This is a genomic window from Nocardioides sp., from assembly GCF_004803405.1.
GTDB lineage: Bacteria > Actinomycetota > Actinomycetes > Propionibacteriales > Nocardioidaceae > Nocardioides > Nocardioides vastitatis.
The window spans coordinates 1-19,155 of record NZ_SSXI01000042.1; the positions used below are offsets into that span (position 1 = coordinate 1).

Annotated in this window: 21 protein-coding genes and 1 pseudogene; 11 read left to right on the plus strand and 11 right to left on the minus strand. The window is 70.8% G+C overall.

The window, feature by feature from the left end; translation table 11 throughout:
• Both E7Z54_RS02900 and E7Z54_RS02905 read left to right on the plus strand, forming a co-directional pair.
• A partial coding sequence (locus tag E7Z54_RS02900) for an aminotransferase class V-fold PLP-dependent enzyme (protein ID WP_136431507.1) occupies positions 1-675 on the plus strand: 675 nt, incomplete at its 5' end.
• The gene (locus E7Z54_RS02905; RefSeq protein ID WP_136431508.1) at positions 672-896 is read left to right on the plus strand and encodes a sulfurtransferase TusA family protein; all 225 of its coding nucleotides are present in this window, start codon (positions 672-674) and stop codon (positions 894-896) included. The genes E7Z54_RS02900 and E7Z54_RS02905, both read left to right, overlap by 4 nt.
• A 9-nt stretch (positions 897-905) precedes the next feature.
• Here the strand turns inward: E7Z54_RS02905 and E7Z54_RS02910 are convergent, their stop codons facing one another.
• Complete coding sequence (locus E7Z54_RS02910) at positions 906-1,838, minus strand: carbohydrate kinase family protein (protein ID WP_240769491.1); 933 nt, start codon at positions 1,836-1,838, stop codon at positions 906-908.
• A 140-nt stretch (positions 1,839-1,978) separates the two neighbouring features.
• Between E7Z54_RS02910 and E7Z54_RS02915 the strand changes: the two genes are divergently transcribed.
• Positions 1,979-2,191, plus strand: coding sequence for a hypothetical protein (locus E7Z54_RS02915; RefSeq protein ID WP_136431510.1), 213 nt, complete (start codon positions 1,979-1,981; stop codon positions 2,189-2,191).
• 108 nt (positions 2,192-2,299) lie between these two features.
• Here E7Z54_RS02915 and E7Z54_RS02920 read toward each other — a convergent pair whose 3' ends face one another.
• The 3 genes from E7Z54_RS02920 to E7Z54_RS02930 all read right to left on the minus strand — a co-directional run bounded on the left by E7Z54_RS02920 (position 2,300) and on the right by E7Z54_RS02930 (position 5,142).
• The gene (locus E7Z54_RS02920; protein WP_240769487.1) at positions 2,300-2,722 is read right to left on the minus strand and encodes a HesB/IscA family protein; all 423 of its coding nucleotides are present in this window, start codon (positions 2,720-2,722) and stop codon (positions 2,300-2,302) included.
• A gap of 92 nt (positions 2,723-2,814) precedes the next feature.
• Positions 2,815-3,927, minus strand: coding sequence for an NAD(P)-dependent alcohol dehydrogenase (locus E7Z54_RS02925; RefSeq protein WP_136431511.1), 1,113 nt, complete (start codon positions 3,925-3,927; stop codon positions 2,815-2,817).
• Positions 3,928-4,056: 129 nt separating this feature from the next.
• Complete coding sequence (locus E7Z54_RS02930) at positions 4,057-5,142, minus strand: glycerate kinase family protein (RefSeq protein ID WP_136431512.1); 1,086 nt, start codon at positions 5,140-5,142, stop codon at positions 4,057-4,059.
• Here E7Z54_RS02930 and E7Z54_RS02935 point away from each other — a divergent pair.
• The 4 genes from E7Z54_RS02935 to E7Z54_RS02950 are packed head-to-tail and all read left to right on the plus strand — an operon-like array spanning position 5,141 to position 8,603.
• Positions 5,141-6,049 carry a GNAT family N-acetyltransferase gene (locus tag E7Z54_RS02935; protein WP_240769488.1) on the plus strand — a complete coding sequence of 303 codons (909 nt, stop codon included), beginning with the start codon at positions 5,141-5,143 and terminating at the stop codon, positions 6,047-6,049. The two genes, E7Z54_RS02930 and E7Z54_RS02935, sit on opposite strands and share 2 nt — an antisense overlap.
• Positions 6,050-6,102: 53 nt before the next feature.
• The gene (gene nadA, locus E7Z54_RS02940; protein WP_136431513.1) at positions 6,103-7,278 is read left to right on the plus strand and encodes a quinolinate synthase NadA; all 1,176 of its coding nucleotides are present in this window, start codon (positions 6,103-6,105) and stop codon (positions 7,276-7,278) included.
• Between the two features lie 27 nt (positions 7,279-7,305).
• Positions 7,306-7,893, plus strand: a complete 588-nt coding sequence (locus E7Z54_RS02945; RefSeq protein ID WP_136431514.1) for a DUF3043 domain-containing protein — start codon at positions 7,306-7,308, stop codon at positions 7,891-7,893.
• 35 nt (positions 7,894-7,928) lie between these two features.
• Entirely contained in the window at positions 7,929-8,603 is a 675-nt protein-coding gene (locus E7Z54_RS02950; RefSeq protein WP_168798137.1) for an EthD domain-containing protein, read from the plus strand.
• Here E7Z54_RS02950 and E7Z54_RS02955 read toward each other — a convergent pair.
• Positions 8,600-9,610 (minus strand): aldo/keto reductase family protein, encoded by a 1,011-nt coding sequence (locus tag E7Z54_RS02955; RefSeq protein WP_136431515.1) that lies wholly within the window; start codon positions 9,608-9,610, stop codon positions 8,600-8,602. The two genes, E7Z54_RS02950 and E7Z54_RS02955, sit on opposite strands and share 4 nt — an antisense overlap.
• 44 nt (positions 9,611-9,654) lie before the next feature.
• Between E7Z54_RS02955 and E7Z54_RS02960 the strand changes: the two genes are divergently transcribed.
• Positions 9,655-10,197: a GNAT family N-acetyltransferase gene (locus E7Z54_RS02960; protein WP_136431516.1), complete on the plus strand. Its 543-nt coding sequence runs from the start codon at positions 9,655-9,657 to the stop codon at positions 10,195-10,197.
• A gap of 216 nt (positions 10,198-10,413) precedes the next feature.
• Here the strand turns inward: E7Z54_RS02960 and dapB are convergent, their stop codons facing one another.
• A complete protein-coding gene (dapB, locus tag E7Z54_RS02965; protein ID WP_206055972.1) occupies positions 10,414-11,208 on the minus strand; it encodes a 4-hydroxy-tetrahydrodipicolinate reductase in 795 nt (264 codons plus the stop codon).
• A gap of 51 nt (positions 11,209-11,259) precedes the next feature.
• Here dapB and E7Z54_RS02970 point away from each other — a divergent pair, with 51 nt between their 5' ends.
• Complete coding sequence (locus tag E7Z54_RS02970) at positions 11,260-11,778, plus strand: class I SAM-dependent methyltransferase (RefSeq protein ID WP_136431517.1); 519 nt, start codon at positions 11,260-11,262, stop codon at positions 11,776-11,778.
• A 7-nt stretch (positions 11,779-11,785) separates the two neighbouring features.
• On the opposite strand, the gene E7Z54_RS02975 is transcribed toward E7Z54_RS02970, so the two are convergent.
• The 4 genes from E7Z54_RS02975 to E7Z54_RS02990 form a co-directional block, all read right to left on the minus strand.
• The gene (locus E7Z54_RS02975) at positions 11,786-13,093 is read right to left on the minus strand and encodes a M16 family metallopeptidase (protein WP_240769489.1); all 1,308 of its coding nucleotides are present in this window, start codon (positions 13,091-13,093) and stop codon (positions 11,786-11,788) included.
• Between the two features lie 7 nt (positions 13,094-13,100).
• Positions 13,101-15,341, minus strand: a complete 2,241-nt coding sequence (locus tag E7Z54_RS02980; protein ID WP_136431518.1) for a polyribonucleotide nucleotidyltransferase — start codon at positions 15,339-15,341, stop codon at positions 13,101-13,103.
• A gap of 262 nt (positions 15,342-15,603) precedes the next feature.
• Positions 15,604-15,879: a 30S ribosomal protein S15 gene (gene rpsO, locus E7Z54_RS02985; RefSeq protein WP_136431519.1), complete on the minus strand. Its 276-nt coding sequence runs from the start codon at positions 15,877-15,879 to the stop codon at positions 15,604-15,606.
• Positions 15,880-16,050: 171 nt separating this feature from the next.
• Positions 16,051-16,281 (minus strand): DUF6458 family protein, encoded by a 231-nt coding sequence (locus tag E7Z54_RS02990; protein ID WP_240769490.1) that lies wholly within the window; start codon positions 16,279-16,281, stop codon positions 16,051-16,053.
• Between the two features lie 103 nt (positions 16,282-16,384).
• Between E7Z54_RS02990 and E7Z54_RS02995 the strand changes: the two genes are divergently transcribed.
• Together E7Z54_RS02995 and arfB are read left to right on the plus strand one after the other, a co-directional pair.
• On the plus strand, positions 16,385-18,481 hold the full coding sequence (locus tag E7Z54_RS02995; protein ID WP_136431520.1) for a molybdopterin-dependent oxidoreductase: 2,097 nt from the start codon (positions 16,385-16,387) through the stop codon (positions 18,479-18,481).
• A gap of 3 nt (positions 18,482-18,484) precedes the next feature.
• On the plus strand, positions 18,485-18,910 hold the full coding sequence (gene arfB / locus E7Z54_RS03000; protein ID WP_136431521.1) for an alternative ribosome rescue aminoacyl-tRNA hydrolase ArfB: 426 nt from the start codon (positions 18,485-18,487) through the stop codon (positions 18,908-18,910).
• Here the strand turns inward: arfB and E7Z54_RS03005 are convergent.
• Positions 18,907-19,155: pseudogene (locus tag E7Z54_RS03005) on the minus strand (nucleoside hydrolase); the annotation flags it as partial. The gene arfB and the pseudogene E7Z54_RS03005 overlap by 4 nt on opposite strands.

The window sequence follows — 19,155 nt, forward strand, 5'->3', positions numbered from 1 at the left end:
AACCAGGAGGTCGGCACCCTCCAGCCGGTGGGCGAGGTCGACCTCCCCGCGGGCGTGCCCCTGTTCGTCGACGCCGCCGCAGCGGTGGGACACACGACCGTGCCCGGCCGGTGGGACGCGCTGGCCGCCTCCGCTCACAAGTGGGGCGGACCTGCGGGGGTCGGGGTGCTCGCCGTACGTCGCTCGACACGGTGGACCAACCCGTTCCCGGGCGACGACGGCCTCGACCTGCTCGGAGGCTTCGCCAACGTCCCGGGCGCGCTCGCGGCCGCTGCGGCACTCCAGGCGGTCGTCGCGGAGCGGGAGGAGGTCGCGGCCCGCCAGTTCCGGCTGGTCGAGCGGATCCGGACCGCTGCGGCCGCCCTGCCCGACACCGAGGTCGTCGGCGACCCGGTCGCCCGGCTCCCCCACCTGGTGACCTTCTCGTGTCTCTATGTCGGCGGCGACGAGATCGTCAGCGAGCTCGCCCGGAGGGGCTACGGGGTCGCCAGCGGCTCGGCGTGCACGGCCTCGACGCTGGAGCCGAGCCATGTGCTGGCGGCGATGGGCGCGCTGACGCACGGCAACCTCCGGGTGTCGCTGGAGCGCGACACCACCGAGGAGCAGGTCGTGGGCTTCTGCGCCGCCCTGACCGACGCCGTCGCCGAGATCCGCGGACGGGCAGGCCTGGGATGATCGAGATCGACTGCCGTGACCTGCCCTGTCCGCGCCCGATCATCGAGCTCGCCAAGGCGCTGCCCGGCGTGCCGGTCGGCGAGCGTCTCGCCGTGGTCGCTCATGACCCGGCGGCGAGGTACGACGTGCCGGCCTGGTGCCGCATGCGCGGCCAGGAGTACGTCGGCGAGGAGGCCGCCGAGGACGGCGCCCCGCGCTACGTGGTGCGCCGGCTCAGCTGACCACGGCGGTCAGTCGATGTGCTTCGCGATCTCGTCCGCGGCCGCATCGCCGTACGAGGCCCGGACGCGGTCGACGAACTGTTGCGGGGTGAACTCGTACTCCTGGGTGCCGACCGTCTCCACGACGTAGGCGGCGAGCACGCAGCCGACCTGCGCGGCCCGCTCCAGGGAGGTGCCCCAGGAGAGCGCAGCGAGGAAGCCGCCGCGGAAGGCGTCGCCGACGCCGGTGGGCTCCACCGCCGCGACGTCCTTGGCGGCCGGGACCTCGAACGACGTGCCGTCGTTCTTCGTGACCCGCACGCCGTCCTTGCCGAGCGTGGTCACCTGGATGTCGACCTTGGCCAGGATCTCCTCGGCACTCCACCCCGTCTTCTTCTCGATGACGTGCGACTCGTACTCGTTGGAGAACAGGATGGTCGCGCCCTCGATGAGGTCCCGGATCAGGTCGCCCTCGGCGAAGGCCAGCTGCTGGGAGCAGTCGGCGATGAACGGGTACCCGCGCTGGCGGCACTCGGCGGTGTGGCGCTTCATCGCGTCGGGGTCGTCGGCGCCGATCACGACGTAGGCCGGCGCACCGACCCGCGCCACGATCGGGGCCAGCTCGATCTGGCTGGCCTCACTCATCGCGCCGGGGTAGAACGAGGCGAACTGCGCCATCGTCGAGTCGGTCGTGCAGACGAAGCGCGCGGTGTGCTTGCTCTCGGAGATGTGGACCGCGTCGCAGTCCACTCCGTGGCGCTCCAGCCAGGAGCGGTAGTCGGCGAAGTCCTCGCCAGCGGCGCCGACGAGCACCGGGCGGAGGCCGAGCTTGGCGAGACCGAAGCACATGTTGGGCGCGACACCACCGCGGCGGATCTCGAGGTCGTTGACCAGGAAGGACACCGAGAGCTTGTCGAGCTGGTCGACGACCAGGGAGTCGGCGAACTTGCCGGCGAAGGTCATCAGATGGTCGGTGGCGATGGATCCAGCGATCAGCAAGGAGCCCGTGGGTGCAGTCACGACACGGAACATTAACGGAGACGCCACGTCGCTACCGACCGGTACTGCTGGGCCTACCCCGCGGTAACGCCTAGCGTCGAAGCATGTCGTCCTACGAAGAGATCTCCACGCCCGGCGAGATGCGTGCCGACTGCGAGGCCGTCAGCCGTCGACTCGAGCAGGCGGCCGTCAAGGCCACCCGCCCCGCCCCCAGCATCCACTTCGACGAGTTCCCCCGCGAGGTCCCCAAGCGCGAGATCGAGATCTCCGAGGCCGCCCAGCGGCTCGCGAACGCCTTGCACCTGCATCTGGACTAACCCCGAGTTGGGACCTTTGAGGCCCCGACATGGGACAAAAACGAGAGAAGCGGCGGCCATCGGCCGCCGCTTCTCCCATGTCGGGACCTCAAAGGTCCCAACTCGGCATCAGTGGAAGGAGTCTCCACAGGCGCAGGAACCCGTGGCGTTCGGGTTGTCGATCGTGAAGCCCTGCTTCTCGATGCTGTCGACGAAGTCGATCATCGCGCCGCTGAGATACGGCACGCTCATCCGGTCGACGACGACGGAGAGGCCATCGAAGTCCGTCACGACGTCGCCGTCGAGGCTGCGCTCGTCAAAGAAGAGCTGGTAGCGAAGTCCGCTGCAGCCACCCGGCTGAACGGAGATCCGAAGCTGCAGGTCATCACGACCCTCCTGCTCCAGCAGGCTCTTGACCTTGCCAGCCGCAACCGGGCTCAGGTTGATCTGGTCCTCGCGGCGCTCCACGGTCACGGGGGCCTCGACCGTGGTGGTCGTCGCTCCGGGGGCCTCGTGGCTGTGGCCGGTGCCGCAGCCGCACTGGTCGCTCATTGCTCACTCCAGGTGTCAGGTCGGTGTTCGACTAGTCCCAATGGTCGCACACGGACGGTTATTCCCACGCCTTCGTGGCTCCGCCTGGCGCCTCACCAGACCAACACCGGCTTGACCACCCTGCCGGCCGCGGAGTCGGCCACGGCGTCCGCGATCCGATCGAACGGGTACGTCGCGACCAACCGGTCCACGTCGAGCTTGCCGGCGGCGCGCAGGGCGAGCAGCTCCGGGATCGTCACCAGCGGGTCCGCCTCACCCTCGACCGAGGAGCGGATGACCTTCCCCGACTGCAGCAGGTCGATCGCGTCGATCGTGTACTCCGGCGCACCCAGGCCGAGGGCGACGAGCATCCCCTTGGGGCGCAGCGCGTGCTGTGCCTGCAGGACCACCCCGGGCAGCGCCGTCGTGTCGATGGCGTACGACGCCCCGCCGCCCGTGAGCGCCTTCACTCGCTGCTCGACCGGCTCGGCTCCCTCCTGCGTGGGGTCGAGGGCCGTGGCTCCGTAGGACTCAGCGATCTCGCGGCGCGAGGGCAGCGGGTCGACGGCGATGACCGTCTCCACGTCGAGGCCGCGGGCGGCGGCCACCGCCGCGAGCCCGACGGCGCCCGCCCCGAACACCACGACGCTGTCGGTCGGCTTGGGCTGCAGCAGGTTGAGGACGGTGCCGGCACCGGTCTGGAACCCGCACGCGAACGGGGCCAGGCGCGTCAGGTCCAGCGCCTTGTCGACGACGACGCAGTTGTCGGCGTAGGCCAGTGCGTGCCTGGCGAAGCTGGACTGGCCGAAGAATGACCCGAACACCGTCTGGCCCGGCTGCGCCTCGCCTGCCCTCTTCATCGTGGTCGACCCGTCTGCGCGCATCCCCATGTAGTTGAGGAGCAGCGACTGGTCGCAGTAGCCGACGTCGCCGGCCCGGCACGGCTCGCACTCCCGGCAGGAGCGGAAGCTCATCACGACGTGGTCGCCGACCGCGATGCCGGTGACGGCCGACCCCACCGCCTCGACGACGCCGGTGCCCTCGTGGCCCATGACCGTCGGCATCATCTCGGCGGGCAGCATCGTCGGCACGGTGAGGTCGGTGTGGCACAGCCCGGTCGCGACGACCCGGACCAGGACCTCGTCGTCGCGCGGCTCGTCGAGCTCGACCTCGGCGAACGTGAAGTCGCCGCCCGGCTCCTCCACCAGCAGGACTGTCGTCCTCATCGCTCGTGCCCCCACCCGAGGGTGTCGAGGACGATGGTGCCGGGCTCGCCACCGCCGGTCTCCCTGTCGGCTCTGTGATCAGTCACACCGGCAATCTAGAACATGTTCCAGTCCGCCGTCTCGGTCCGGTCAGGCCGACCAGGTCCGCGCCACCCGAGCCGCGAGCTCCGAGAGGGCTCCCGCGGGATCCGAGAACGCCCGGTCCTCCCCCACCGCCTCCACCAGTGAGTAGGCGGCATCCATCCCCAGCGCCCGCATCTCGCGGGAGCCGACCAGGACCTGCCCGGCGAGCGCGATGCACGGTCGCAGCGCCTCGGCAGCAACCGCAGCGACCCCGTACGGGACCTTCCCTGCCCGGCTGCTGAAGTCGAACGCGCCCTCTCCGGTGATGACGAGGTCCGCCACGCGGGCCTGCTCCTCCAGGCCGACGGCCTGCGCCACGAGCTCGATCCCCGAGACACGCCGGGCGCCGAGCAGCATCAGGCCGAAGCCGAGCCCGCCACCGGCGCCGGCGCCGGGCTCGAGCGCGAGGCGTCGGTCGGTCGCGGCCGCGAACTGCTCGAGGAAGCCGTCGAGCTCGACCAGGCCGTGCTCGGCGATGCCCTTCTGGGGGCCGAAGGCCTTGGTCGCGCCGAAGAGCCCGGTGAGCGGGTTGTCGACGTCGGTCGCAGCGACCAGCCCGATGCCCGCGAGGAAGCTCCTCGGCACGGAGAGGTCCACACTGCCCACGCCGTCGAGGAAGATCCCGCCGAGGTCCAGCGACACGTCCGCCTCGGCGCCCAGCGCGGCCAGCATCCCGGCGCCACCGTCGTTGGTGCCCGAACCGCCGAGACCGACCACGATCCGGCGGGCACCGGCGTCCATCGCCGAGAGCAGCAGCGTGCCGACCCCGACGGTCGACCCGAACTCGCCGCCCTCCCCCCGGGTCAGGTGGATGCCGCAGGCCTGGGCGCTCTCGACGTACGCCGTCTCACCCACGACGAGCAGCGTGGCCGGCACCTCGTCGCCGTGCGGCGACTCCACGGTCACTGCCAACAGCTCGCCGCCGAGCGTCGCGTGCAGGACTGCGACGAAGCCGGGGCCGCCGTCGGACATCGGTGCGAGGACGACCTCGTCGGCAGGCGCCGTCCGCCGCCAGCCGGACGCGATCGCCTCGGCGGCCTCGACGGCCGACAACGTGCCGGCGAACTTGTCGGGGGCCACCAGAACTCGCATGCGCTCCATCATCGCGGACCCCTACCGTGTCCGCGTGGACGACCTGCGGATCCGCCCGATGACGACTGAGGACCTCGCGGCGGCGGAGCGGATCAGCGACGACGCCTTCTACGAGCTCGACGTGGCAACCCACGTGCCGGGCAGGCCGCGGCCGGAGCGACGTACGCCGGAGCGATCGGCGGCGTGGGTCGCGCGGAGCGCCCGCTTCCTGGAGTCCGATCCCGGGGGCTCGTGGGTCGCCGAGGACGCCTCGGGCGTCGTGGGATTCGCCAGCAGCGCCCGGCGCGAGGAGGTCTGGTTCCTGGCGACCTTCGCCGTGGAGCCGGGGCGGCAGGGCGCCGGGATCGGAGCGCCGCTGCTCGAGGTCGCCGTCGAGTACGGCCGCGACTGCCCACGATGGATGCTCTCCGCCTCCGACGACCCCCGCGCCCTGCGTCGCTACCACCGGGCCGGGCTCAGGCTGCATCCGCAGATGACCCTCACGGGCACGGTCGACCGCTCAACGCTGCCGGCCGTCTCCGGGGTCCGGGAGGGGACGCCCGAGGACCGGGAGTGGATGGACGAGCTCGACCGGCGCCTGCGCGGCGGCCCGCACGGCCCCGACCACGACTCACTCGCCGACTCGACCAGCCTGGTCGTGACGGCAGAGCGCAGCGGCTACGCCTACGCCCGCCCCGACCACCTCGCCGTCCTCGGCGCGCGGGACGCGACCGCCGCCCGCACGCTGCTCTGGGAGTGCCTGGCCCGATCGGGCGACAGATTCGAGATCGGGCACGTCACGTCGGCCAACGGCTGGGCGGTGGAGATCGGCCTCGACACGCGGCTGTCCCTGTCCACCTCGGGATTCCTGGGCCTGCGCGGGATGGATCCGCCCGCGCCGTACGTTCACCACGGTGCGCTGCTGTAGCACCGCGACGGCACGGAATCGGCGGCCACGCGGCCGCAGAATAGGATTGGGCCATGACGACCGTCGACCTCCCGCTGCTGCCACTCGGCCGCGGCGCCGACCAGCTCTCCGAGCGTGGCGTCGAGTGCCCCGGCGACCTGCCGTCGGCCTCCGACCCGGACCTGGTCGCCCGTGCCGAGGCCGCCAAGGAGAAGCTGGGCGACAAGGTCTTCGTCCTGGGCCACCACTACCAGCGCGACGAGGTCATCCAGTTCGCCGACGTGACCGGGGACTCGTTCAAGCTGGCCCGCGACGCGGCCGCTCGGCCCGCCGCCGAGTACATCGTCTTCTGCGGCGTGCACTTCATGGCGGAGTCCGCCGACATCCTCACCGGCCCCCAGCAGCAGGTGATCCTTCCCGACATGGCCGCCGGCTGCTCGATGGCCGACATGGCGCGCATCGCCCAGGTGGAGAAGGCCTGGGATGCGCTGGCCGCGGCCGGCGTCCAGGACCTCGTCGTGCCGGTGACCTACATGAACTCCAGCGCGGCGATCAAGGCCTTCTGCGGCCGCAACGGCGGCGTGGTGTGCACCTCGTCGAACGCCGAGGTCGCGCTCGACTGGGCGTTCCAGCAGAAGGGCGTGGACACCAAGGTGCTGTTCCTGCCCGACCAGCACCTCGGTCGCAACACCGCGGTGCTCAAGCTGGGCTACTCCCTCGACGACTGCGTGGTGTGGAACCCGCACAAGCCCGACGGCGGCCTGACCCCCGAGGAGCTCGCCAAGGCGCGGGTCATCCTGTGGAAGGGCCACTGCTCCGTGCACGGCCGCTTCACGGTGGACGTGATCGACGACCTACGTGCGAAGGTCCCGGACCTCAATGTGCTCGTGCACCCGGAGTGCCAGCACGAGGTCGTCCTCAACGCCGACTTCGTCGGCTCGACCGAGTACATCATCAACACGATCGAGGCCGCTCCGCCCGGTTCCAGCTGGGCGATCGGCACCGAGCTCAACCTGGTGCAGAGGCTTGCGAACGCCCATCCGGACAAGAACATCATGTTCCTGGACCGCAACGTCTGCTACTGCTCGACGATGAACCGGATCGATCTCCCGCACTTCGTGTGGGCGATGGAGAGCCTCGTCGACGGCGTCGTGGTCAACCGGATCGAGGTCGACCCGAAGACCGAGGCCGAGGCGCTCGTGGCGCTGCAGCGGATGCTCGACCTCCCCGGCAAGACCCACCGTGACTGATACCCAGCTGGTCAGGAAGGCCTGAGCGTGTTCAAGCGCACCAAGTCCCCCGTCGTCGAGGAGCAGACCGCTCCGGCCAAGCCCGGCGGGAAGGGACGCCCGACGCCCACCCGCAAGGAGGCCGAGGCGGCCGCCCGAGCACGCGCCAAGGGTCCACGGGACCGCCGCGAGCTGAGCAAGAAGCAGCGGGCGTACCGCGCCGAGGAGAGCCGCAAGATCCGCCAGGCGATGAAGAGCGGCGACGAGCGCTACTTCCTGGCCCGTGACCGCGGTCCGGTGCGCCGGTTCATCCGCGACTACGTCGACGTCCGGTTCTCGATCGTCGAGATGGTCATCCCGCTCATGATCATCGGCCTGATCCTCGGCTACACCGGAAGCCCGGCGCTGGTCCAGGCCAGCAGCCTGGTGCTGCTCGCCACCGTGCTCTTCGTCGTCGTGGACATGGTGCTCCTCCGGTGGCGGCTGCGGCGCGAGCTGCGTCGCCGGTTCCCCGAGGAGCCACTGAAGGGCACCACCTACTACGCGCTCACGCGGGCGATGCAGATGAAGTTCATGCGGCTCCCCAAGGCGCGGGTGAAGATCGGCCAGTCCCTCCCCGAGGACTACGCGAGGTAGCGCCCACGGGGCGCGGTTGCCCTAGGTTGCAGGGCGTGAAGCTGATCCTCGCTCTGCACCGGCTCGAACTCGGACGGACGCTGCTCGGCGCCGACTTCCGCACAGCGCTCGCCGGGATGGGCGTCAGCCGAGTCCAGGTGAACCTCGACGACGACGCCGTCGCGCCCGCCATGAGGTTCGGCCCCGGCGCGGCGATCACCGCCGTGGTCAGCGCGTGGACGTCCGGCGACCCTGCGGCGGTCGCCGGCGTCGTACGACGGGTGGACGGGACGGCTGACGGCTGGCTGGTCGAGGAGCGGGAACCGCTCGTCCCGCCCGCCGTCGCGGACGGTGAGCGCGCGGACGCCCTGGCGAACGTCGCGTTCCTGCGCCGCCCCCCGTCCATGCCCTACGACGCCTGGCGGGCCGACTGGCTCGAGCGGCACACGCAGGTGGCGATCGACACCCAGGGCACGTTCGGCTACGTGCAGAATCCCGTGATCGAGCCGCTCACCGAGGGCGCGCCCGACGTGGCGGGCATCGTCGAGGAGCTGTTCCCGATGGCGGCGCTCTCGGACCACCACGCGTTCTACGGGAGCGGAGGCGACGAGGGTGAGTTCCAGCGCCGGTTCGCCGCTCTTATGGACAGCTGCGCGCGGTTCGGCGCCGACCAGGGCCTCGACCTGGTGCCCACCAGCCGCTACTGCTTCGAGCTGGTCGCGGGCCCCTAGGCGAGCGCCTCGGAGCGACGCGGCGACCGCGTCAGCGACGGATCGGTGGTGACCACCCCGTCGAGCACGTCGTCGATCGCCCTCATCGTGTCGGCGTCCAGCTTCACGCCGGCCGCCTTGACGTTCTCGGTGACCTGCTCGGGGCGGCTGGCGCCGATGATCGCCGCGGAGACGTTGTCGTTCTGCAGCACCCAGGCGACGGCGAGCTGGGCGAGCGAGAGCCCGGCCTCCTCTGCGATCGGCCGCAGCCGCTGCACGCGCTCGAGGACGTCGTCCTTCATCCAGCGGCTGATCATGTCGGCGCCGCCCTTGTCATCGGTCGCCCTCGACCCGGCCGGCGGCTGCTGGCCGGGCAGGTACTTGCCCGTCAGCACGCCCTGCGCGATCGGCGACCAGACGATCTGGCCGATGCCCAGCTCGCGGCTGGTCGGAATCACCTCGGCCTCGATGGTCCGCCAGAGCATGGAGTACTGCGGCTGGTTGGAGACCAGCGGCACTCTCAGGTCACGCGCCAAATCGTACGCGGCGCGGATCTCCTCGGCTCGCCACTCCGAGACGCCGATGTAGAGCGCCTTGCCGGCACGGACGACGTCGGCGAACGCCAGCATCGTCTCCTCCAGGGGCGTCTCGTGGTCGTAGCGGTGCGCCTGGTAGAGGTCGACGTAGTCGGTGCCGAGCCGCCGAAGCGAGGCGTCGATCGACTCGAGGATGTGCTTGCGCGACAGGCCGTGGTCGTTGTGCTTGCCGGGGCCGGTCGGCCAGAAGACCTTGGTGAAGATCTCGAGGCCCTCGCGGCGCTCTCCCGCGAGTGCCTTGCCCAGGACCGACTCGGCGGCCGTGTTGGCATACACGTCCGCGGTGTCGAAGGTCGTGATCCCGTCGTCCAGAGCCTGGCGGACGCACGCCGTAGCCGCGTCCTCCTCGACCTGCGAGCCGTGGGTGAGCCAGTTGCCGTACGCGATGGCCGAGATCCTGAGGCCGCTCGCACCGAGGTTGCGGATTTCCATGTCCCCGACCCTATCGAGTGGACCCAGCCTGTCAGGATGGCCGCATGGTCGCTGCTGACGTCTCCGTCCGGATCGCGTGGGCCGCCGATGCCGAGGCCATCGCCGGGGTGCAGCTCCGCGCGTGGCAGGAGAGGTACGACGACCGCCTGGCTCCGCTGCTGAGCGACCGCGGCATCGAGCCGGCCTCGCTGGCCGCGGCGTGGCACGGCTCGCTGACCCGGCCACCGGAGGCGCGACACCGGGCTCTCGTGGCACTGGAGCGGAACCGGGTGGTGGGCTTCGCGCTCACCGGCCCGGCCACCGACCCCGACGCCGACCCCGCGACCGACGGCGAGGTCGCGGAGTTCACGGTGGACCCCGCCGAGACCCGCACCGGCCACGGCTCCCGGCTGATCCAGGCGTGCGTGGACACGCTGGTGGCCGACGGCTTCGACCGGGCCGTGTGCTGGGTGGAGACCACCGACGACGCGTTCCGGGCATTCCTCGAGAGCGCCGGGTGGGCGCCGGACGGCGCCGCCCGGGAGCTCGCCGACGAAGCGGGGACCGGCACCGTGAAGCAGGTCCGGCTCCACACGGCCCTCGCCTGAGCGGTCGACTCCCCGCCGCCAGCAGGACGGCGACGGCGACGGCGACCGAAGAGACCGGGGACCTCGAGACCTCGGTGGGAGCCGCCTTCCTGGCCCCCTGTGGCCTCGTCAGGACCCCGCGACCGCCCGGGCGGGCCTCGGGCCCGCCGCGCGTCCCGCGGCCGGCACAACGGCCGTCACGTCCGCAGACGCCTCAGTCCAGGTCTCGGTCCAGGCTCAGTCCAGGTCGAGGAAGCTCTCCAGGCCCACGGTGAGCCCCGGGAACCCGGCGATCCTGCGCACGCCGGACAGCACGCCCGGCGTGAACGACGCCCGGTCCAGCGAGTCGTGCCGGATGGTCAGGGTCTCCCCCAGTCCGCCGAGCACCACCTCCTGGTGCGCCACCAGCCCCCGGATCCGCAGGCCGTGCACGCGGATCCCTTCGACGTCGGCACCGCGGGCCCCGTCCAGGCCCGTCGAGGTCGCGTCCGGGATCGGCGGGCAGCCCGCCGCACGACGGGCGGCGGCGATCATCTCCGCCGTCCGGCGCGCGGTGCCGCTCGGCGCATCCGCCTTGGTCGGGTGATGCAGCTCGACGACCTCGACCGACTCGAAGAACGGTGCCGCGATGGCGGAGAAGCGCATCATCAGGATCGCGCCGATCGAGAAGTTCGGCGCGATCAGCACGCCGACGCCCGGAGCCTCGGCCAGCAGACCGCGCAGCGTCTCGAGGCGCGACTCGTCGAAGCCGGTCGTCCCGACGACGGCATGGATCCGGTTGTCGATGCAGAACCTGAGGTTGTCCATCACCACGTCGGGATGGGTGAAGTCGACGACGACCTGGGTATCGGTCTCCGTCAGGGTCGAGATCGGGTCGCCATGGTCGACCTCTGCGCTCAGCTCGAGGTCGTCGGCGCCGCTGACGGCCTTGACGACCTCGGAGCCCACCTTGCCCCGGGCGCCGAGCACCCCGACCCGGAGGAGTGCGCCGGCAGCGCTGGACGGTGCGTTCTTCGCGACACTTGCAGCCACGGGACCAAGGTAGTGCGTCGGCCCGGATGCGGTTCTGGCAGGCTGACCCCCATGGCGGTGCAGAAGATCCCGGCCCGGATCAGGTGGGCAGTGGATTTCATGGACGTCCAGCCCAACGACCACGTGCTGGAGATCGGGTGTGGCAACGGCGCAGCTGCCGACCTCATCTGCCGACGTCTCGAGGGCAAGGGCAAGATGTTTGCCATCGACCGCTCCGAGGCCGGCGTGGACCGGACGAAGGCCCGCTGCGCGGACCACATCGAGGCCGGCAGGCTCACCGTGCGTCAGATCGACCTCGCCACGCTGCGGGTGCCGGTCAAGCGGCTCACGAAGGTCTTCGCCTTCGACGTCAACCTGTTCTGGGTGCGCGACGCCCACGAGGAGATCGCGCTCCTGCACGAGCGCATCCTGCCGGGCGGATCGGTCAACCTCTTCTTCGACGCGAGCCGCCCCGACCAGGTGCCGGGCATCCTCAGCAAGGCCTCCGCGCAGCTGCGCGACGCCGGCTTCCGGGTCTACATCGTGGACTCCAAGGAGCCCCCGGTCATCGGCATCATCGGGCGCCGCTGACGCCGCGTCAGGCGGGCCCGACGACGGCCAGCAGCTCCGGCCGGGAGAAGATCTCGGCGGCCACGGCTCGTACGTCCTCCAGCGTCACGCCCTCGATCCGTCCGATGACGTCGTCGAGGCCGAGCACGTCGCCGTACACAAGCTCGTTCTTGCCGAGCCGCATCATGCGGGAGGCGGAGTCCTCGAGGCCGAGGATCATCCCGCCGACCAGCTGGCCCTTGCCCCGGGCGAGCTCGTCGGCGGTGATGCCGGATCCGGCGATCTTGTCGAGCTCGCCGCGGACGACGTCGAGGACCTCCTCACGGCGGTCGGGCAGGCAGCCCACCGCGACGCCCACGAGGCCCGAATCGGCGTAGTGGCTGGCGAAGGAGTAGACGGAGTAGGCCAGCCCGCGGTGCTCGCGGACCTCCTGGAACAGGCGGCTCGACGTGCCGCCGCCGAGCGCGGTGTTGAGAACGCCCAGCGCGTAGCGGCGCTCGTCGTCGCGGGTGAGTCCTTCGCGGCCGATGACGAGGTTGACCTGCTCGAACGGCCGGTCGACCTGCGCGGTGCCAGCGCTCACCTTCGGCCGGCGACGGCTGCCGCGCGGGTCGCCGGGCGCGGCCTCTGCCTCGAGCCAGCCCTGGCGGGCGAAGGACTTCCGGATCGCCTTCACCACGGCGCCGTGGTCGACCGCGCCGGACACGGAGATGACCGTGTTGCCCGGGACGTAGTGCCGGCGGTAGAAGCGCCTGATCTGGGCAGGAGTCATCGCCTCGATGGACTCCGTGGTGCCGGCGATCGGCCGACCCAGGGGCGACTGGGCCCCCCAGGCCAGCTCCGCCAGCAGGTTCTGTACGACGTCGTCGGGGTCGTCGTCGTGCATCGCGATCTCGTCGAGGATCACGTCCCGCTCGGCGTCGACGTCGTGGGGCGCCACCAGCGAGCTGGTGACCATGTCGCCGAGGACGTCCACCGCCAGCGGCAGGTCGTCGGAGAGCACCCGAGCGTGGAAGCAGGTGTACTCCTTGGCGGTGAAGGCGTTGAACTCACCGCCGACCGCATCCAGAGCGATCGAGATGTCGAGTGCCGACCGCTCCCCCGTGCCCTTGAAGAGCACATGCTCCAGGAAGTGCGAGGCACCGTGGGTGGTGGTCGACTCGTCGCGTGAGCCGACGCCCACCCACACCCCGATCGAGGCCGACCGCGCCCCGGCCATGTGCTCCGTGACGATCCGCAGGCCCGAGCTGAGCTGGGTCCTGCGCACCTGGGAGGTCACCTGGCCGGAGGCGTCCCGGACGGTCTCGAGGGTGCGGGTGGTGGGGCGCCGGCTCACGCGGCGATCACGCCTCGGACTTCTCAGACTCGTCGGCGACCTCGTCGTCGGCCTCCGCGCCGCCCTCGTCCTCGACGACCGGGACCAGCGACAGCTTGCCGCGGTCGTCGATCTCGGCGATCTCGACCTGGAGCTTCTGACCGACCGACACGACGTCCTCGACGCTCTCCACCCGCTTGCCGCCGGCGAGGCCGCGCAGCTTGCTGATGTGCAGGAGGCCGTCCTTGCCGGGCATGAGGGCGATGAAGGCACCGAAGTTGGTGGTCTTCACGACCGTGCCGAGGTAGCGCTCGCCGACCTCCGGCATCGTCGGGTTGGCGATCGCGTTGATGGCCTGACGGGCAGCCTCGGCCGCCTCGCCGTTGGTCGCACCGATGTAGACCGTGCCGTCGTCCTCGATGGACAGCGTCGCGCCCGTGTCGTCCTGGATCTGGTTGATCACCTTGCCCTTCGGGCCGATGACCTCACCGATCTTGTCGACCGGGACCCGGACGGTGATGATCCGCGGGGCGTGCACCGACATCTCCTCAGGAGCGTCGATGGCCTCGGCCATGACGTCCAGGATCGCGATCCGCGCGTCGTAGGCCTGGCCGAGCGCGGAGGCGAGCACCTCGGCGGGGATGCCGTCGAGCTTGGTGTCGAGCTGGAGCGCGGTGACGAACTCCCGGGTGCCGGCGACCTTGAAGTCCATGTCGCCGTAGGCGTCCTCGGCTCCGAGGATGTCGGTCAGCGCGACGTACTCCGTCTTGCCGTCGACCTCACCGGAGATCAGGCCCATCGCGATTCCCGCGACCGATGCCTTCAGCGGGACACCGGCCTGCAACAGCGACAGGGTCGAGGCGCAGACCGAGCCCATCGAGGTCGAGCCGTTGGAGCCCATCGCCTCGGAGAGCTGACGGATCGCGTAGGGGAACTCCTCGCGTGAGGGGAGCACCGGGAGCAGCGCCCGACGGGCCAGGGCACCGTGGCCGACCTCGCGACGCTTGGGCGAGCCCACCCGACCGGTCTCGCCGGTCGAGAACGGCGGGAAGACGTACTTGTGCATGTAGCGCCGGTGCTTCTCCGGCGACAGCGTGTCGAGCTGCTGCTCCATCTTCAGCATGTCGAGGGTGGTGACACCCAGGATCTGGGTCTCGCCGCGCTCGAACAGCGCCGAGCCGTGCACCCGCGGGATCACGCCGACCTCGGCGTGCAGCGGGCGGATGTCCGCGAGGCCACGGCCGTCGATGCGGACCTTCTCCCGGAGCACACGGTCGCGGACGAGCTTCTTGTTCAGCGCGCGGAACGCGGCGCCGATCTCCTTCTCGCGGCCCTCGAACTGGCCGCCGACCTGCTCGAGCAGCGAGGCCTTGATCTCGTCGAGCTTGTCCTCGCGGTCGTGCTTGCCCGCGATGGTCAGCGCCTGCGCAGTCTCGGCGGCCACTGCGTTCTCGACGGCGGCGTACACGTCGTCCTCGAAGTCGAGGAAGACCGGGAACTCCTGGACGGGCTTCGCGGCGGCCTTGGCCAGCTCGGCCTGAGCCTCGCAGAGCTGCTTGATGAACGGCTTCGCCGCGTCGAGGCCTCCGGCGACCACGCCCTCGGAGGGGGCGGTGGCACCGGACTGGACGAGCTCGAAGGTCTGCTCGGTCGCCTCGGCCTCGACCATCATGATCGCGACGTCACCGGTCTCGGTGACCCGACCGGCGACGACCATGTCGAAGACGGCCTTCTCGAGCTGGCTGTGGCTGGGGAACGCGACCCACTGGTTCTCGATGAGGGCGACGCGCACGCCGCCGACCGGGCCGGAGAACGGCAGGCCCGAGAGCTGGGTCGAGATCGACGCTGCGTTGATCGCGAGCACGTCGTAGGGCTGGTCGGGGTCGAGCGCCAGGACGGTGATGACCACCTGGACCTCGTTGCGCAGGCCCTTCTTGAACGTCGGCCGCAGCGGACGGTCGATCAGGCGGCAGGTGAGGATCGCGTCCTCGCCCGGGCGACCCTCGGACCGGAAGAACGAGCCGGGGATCTGGCCCACGGCGTACATCCGCTCCTCGACGTCGATCGTCAGGGGGAAGAAGTCGAAGTGGTCCTTCGGCTGCTTGCCGGCCGTGGTGGCCGAGAGCAGCATGGTCTCGTCGTCGAGATAGGCGGTCACCGAGCCGGCGGCCTGCCGGGCCAGGAGGCCCGTCTCGAACTTGATGGTGCGGGTGCCGAATTTGCCGTTGTCGAGAACGGTCTCGACGGCGGAGATGACGGGTTCAGTCACGAATTGACTCTTTCGCTCGCGGTGCGATCCGCGACGCCCGCGTCGGTTGACCGATCTTCGATCGAGACCCGCGCTGTGTGCCGCGTGCACGTGGTGCGCCGCCTGTACCGGCGAACACGTGGTGCACCGCGGGGTGCACAGCGAGGATCACTACCGAGGACCGGGTCGTGAGTGACGCGGATCGCTCCAGTGGATGTTGATTCAGTTGTTAAGCGCAATGTAGCGAAGGGACCCACCTGGCCGGTGGATCCCTTCGCATGGCTCAGCGGCGGAGGCCGAGACGCTCCACGATCGAGCGGTAGCGCTCGATCTCGGTCTTCTTCAGGTAGTTCAGCAGCCGACGGCGCTGGCCCACGAGGAGCAGCAGGCCGCGACGGCTGTGGTGGTCGTGCTTGTGCTGCTTGAGGTGCTCGGTCAGGTGGCTGATCCGGTGGCTCAGCAGCGCGATCTGCACCTCCGGCGAACCGGTGTCGCCCTCGGTCGTGCCGTACTCGGCGATGATCTTCTTCTTGGTCTCAGCGTCGGTTCCGACTGCCATGGACAACCTCTCAGTTCGCTCGTTGCGCGGCGCGCCCGGGCCTGTTCACCGGGGCACTCTGGATCCGCGGCCGTTCTAACGGCAGGAGGTCGCCGTCGGACCTGCCGACGGCAACCTCCCAAGGCTAACAGCGGGGGTCACTCTGAACCGAATCGTGCGGACGCCTCTTCGTCACACCGGCGGCGTGCGGTGGTCGTGCTCCACCCGCGAGCCGTCGGCGTAGGTGGTGGTGGACCGTGCCCTCATCGTGCTGGCCGCGGTGAGGATCAGGCACAGGACTCCCGCTCCCGCGAGGATCCAGCCGACCATGGTGAGGTCAACGCCGTTGATGATGTCCTGCACCGCCAGCGCGAGGATCAGGCCGAGCGCGAGCAGGAACACTCCGAATCCGTAGCCCATCATGGGGTCCTTCCTTTCGGTTGTCCTGGAGGTACCCGGCCGCCGCGCTGCGATACGTGCGGCGGGCGTGCGTGACGCCGGCGACGCCGTGTGTGACGATGCCGGGATGGAGCAGCGGATCGGCGTGTGCAACCTGTGCGAGGCGGTCTGTGGCCTCGTGCTGACGATCGAGGACGGCCGGGTCACGGGTGCCCGCGGCAACCCGGACGACCCTCTCTCCCGCGGGCACATCTGCCCGAAGGGAGTCGCGATCGGCGACGTGCAGCACGACCCCGACCGCCTGCGGCGACCGGTCAGGCGGGTCGGCGACACCTGGGAGGAGATCTCCTGGAACCAGGCCCTCGACCTGGTCGCCGACCGGCTCGCGGCCACGATCAACGAGCACGGCAAGGACGCGCTCGCCATCTACCTCGGCAACCCGAACGTTCACAGCCTCGGCGCGATGACCCACGGCATCGCGATGGTGCACTCCTTCCGCACCCGCAACAAGTTCAGCGCGACGTCGGTCGACCAGCTTCCCCACCAGGTGGTCGGCAACCTCCTCTACGGCCACCAGCTGCTGCTGCCGGTGCCGGACATCGACCGGACCTCGTACTTCCTGGTCTTCGGCGCGAACCCGATGGCCTCCAACGGATCGCTGATGACGGTCCCCGACTTCCCCGGGCGGCTCCGGGAGCTCCAGGCACGCGGCGGGAGGATGGTCGTCTTCGACCCCCGTCGCACGGAGACCGCGAAGGCCGCGTCCGAGCACCACTTCGTCCGTCCGGGCACCGACGCCTGGGTGCTGCTCGCGATGCTCCACACGCTCTTCGCCGAGGGGCTCACCCGGCCGCCGTCGTACGTCGACGGGCTGGCCGAGGTCGAGCAGGTGCTCGCCCAGTTCACGCCCGAGGTGGCGGAGCGTGCCAGCGGCGTGCCGGCCGAGGTGGTGGTGCGCGTCGCTCGGGAGCTCGCCGCCGCGGACGGGGCCGTTGCCTACGGCCGGATCGGCGTCTCGACGCAGGAGTTCGGGCTGGTCTGCCAGTGGGCGGTCCAGCTGCTCAACCTCCTCACCGGCAACACCGACCGGGTCGGCGGCGCCATGCTCACCTCCCCCGCGATCGACGCGGTCGGGCGCGGCCTGCTCGGCCGCGGCCACTACGACAGGTTCCGCTCGCGTGTCCGGGAGGCGCCGGAGTTCGGCGGCGAGCTGCCGGTGTCGGTGCTGCGCGAGGAGATCGAGACTCCGGGCGAGGGCCAGGTCCGAGCTCTGCTGACCATCGCCGGGAACCCGGTGCTCTCGACCCCTGACGGCGTCTCGCTGGACCGGGCCATCGCGGGGCTGGACTTCTACGCGGCCGTCGACATCTACATCAACGAGACCACCCGGCACGCCGACGTGATCCTTCCGCCGACGACGCACCTGGAGCGCGACCACTACGACCTGGCGTTCCACCTGCTGGCGGTCCGGGACACCGCGCGGTTCTCGCCGGCCGTGTTCCCGAAGGGCCGCGACCAACGGCACGACTGGGAGATCTTCCGCGACATCCACACCCGCGTGGTCCGTCGGCTGCGGAGGAAGCCGCCGCTCAGGAGGCGGGTTCTCACCGAGGCGCGACTGCGGCTCAGCCCGACGTTCATCGTCGGGATGCTGCTGCGCACCGGTCGCTCCGGCGTCACCATCAGCGACCTCCGCAAGCGGCCCGAGGGCGTCGACATCGGACCCTTGCGCGCCGGCCAGCTGCCGCAGCGGCTGTTCACGAAGGACAAGAGGATCGACGCCGCGCCCGCGCTGGTCATGGGCGACCTCGAGCGGCTTCGCGGACAACAGCTTCCGGGCGACGACGAGCTGCTGCTGATCGGCCGGCGCCACCAGCGTGACTGCAACTCGTGGATGCACAACACCGACCGGCTCACCCGGGGCAGGCAGCGGCACCATCTGCTGATGCACCCCGACGACCTGCAGGCCCGCGGGCTCCAGGACGGCGCGGCGGTGACCGTGAAGTCCCGGGTCGGCTCGGTGGTCGTCGAGGTGCGGGCGACCGACGACATGATGCCCGGGGTGGTGTCGCTCCCCCATGGCTACGGCCACCAGCGTGACGGCGTCCGGCTCGGCGTCGCCGAGAGCGTCACCGGCGTGTCGATCAACGACCTCACCGACCCCGAGCGGCTCGACGTGTCGGGCAACGCCGCGCTCTCCGGGGTGCCGGTCACGGTCTCCTAGGGCGTGGACGACCTTCGGATCCCACCCGGACCCGGCCTGCCGGACGGGCTGGTGATCCCCGACGTCGAGCTGGTCGAGCGGTTCTCCCGGTCCCCCGGTCCGGGGGGACAGTCCGTCAACACGACCGACACCCGGGTCGAGCTCGAGTGGGACCCGTCCGGCTCCGGTGCCCTCGACGAGGCGCAGCTCGCCCGGGTGCGCGCCAAGCTGCGCAGCCCGATCGTGGTCGTCGCCCACGAGCACCGCTCCCAGCACCGCAACCGGGTGACCGCCCGCGAGCGCCTGGCCGATCGGGTGCGCGAGCTGCTCGCGCCCCCACCGCCTCCGCGTCGGCCGACGAAGCCGACCCGGGGGTCGAAGGAGCGCCGCCTCGAGGACAAGCGGCAGCGAGGCCGGACCAAGCAGCTGCGCGGCCGGATCGAGGACTAGCGCCCCAGGACCTCGCAGAGCAGGTCGACGTACCGGTCCCGGTCGGCGGCGACCGCCACGCCGACCCGGCCGCCGCTCTCGTCCACCTCGGACGCGAACCGCGTGGCGCCGTACGACGTCGGGTCGGCGCGCTCCACCGTGACGCTGGCGTGGAGCACCGTGAGCAGGTCGGGCTCGACCAGGGCGGCGACGGCGAGCGGGTCGTGGAGCGGCGCTCCGCCGACGGCCGCCATCGCGGGATCCCT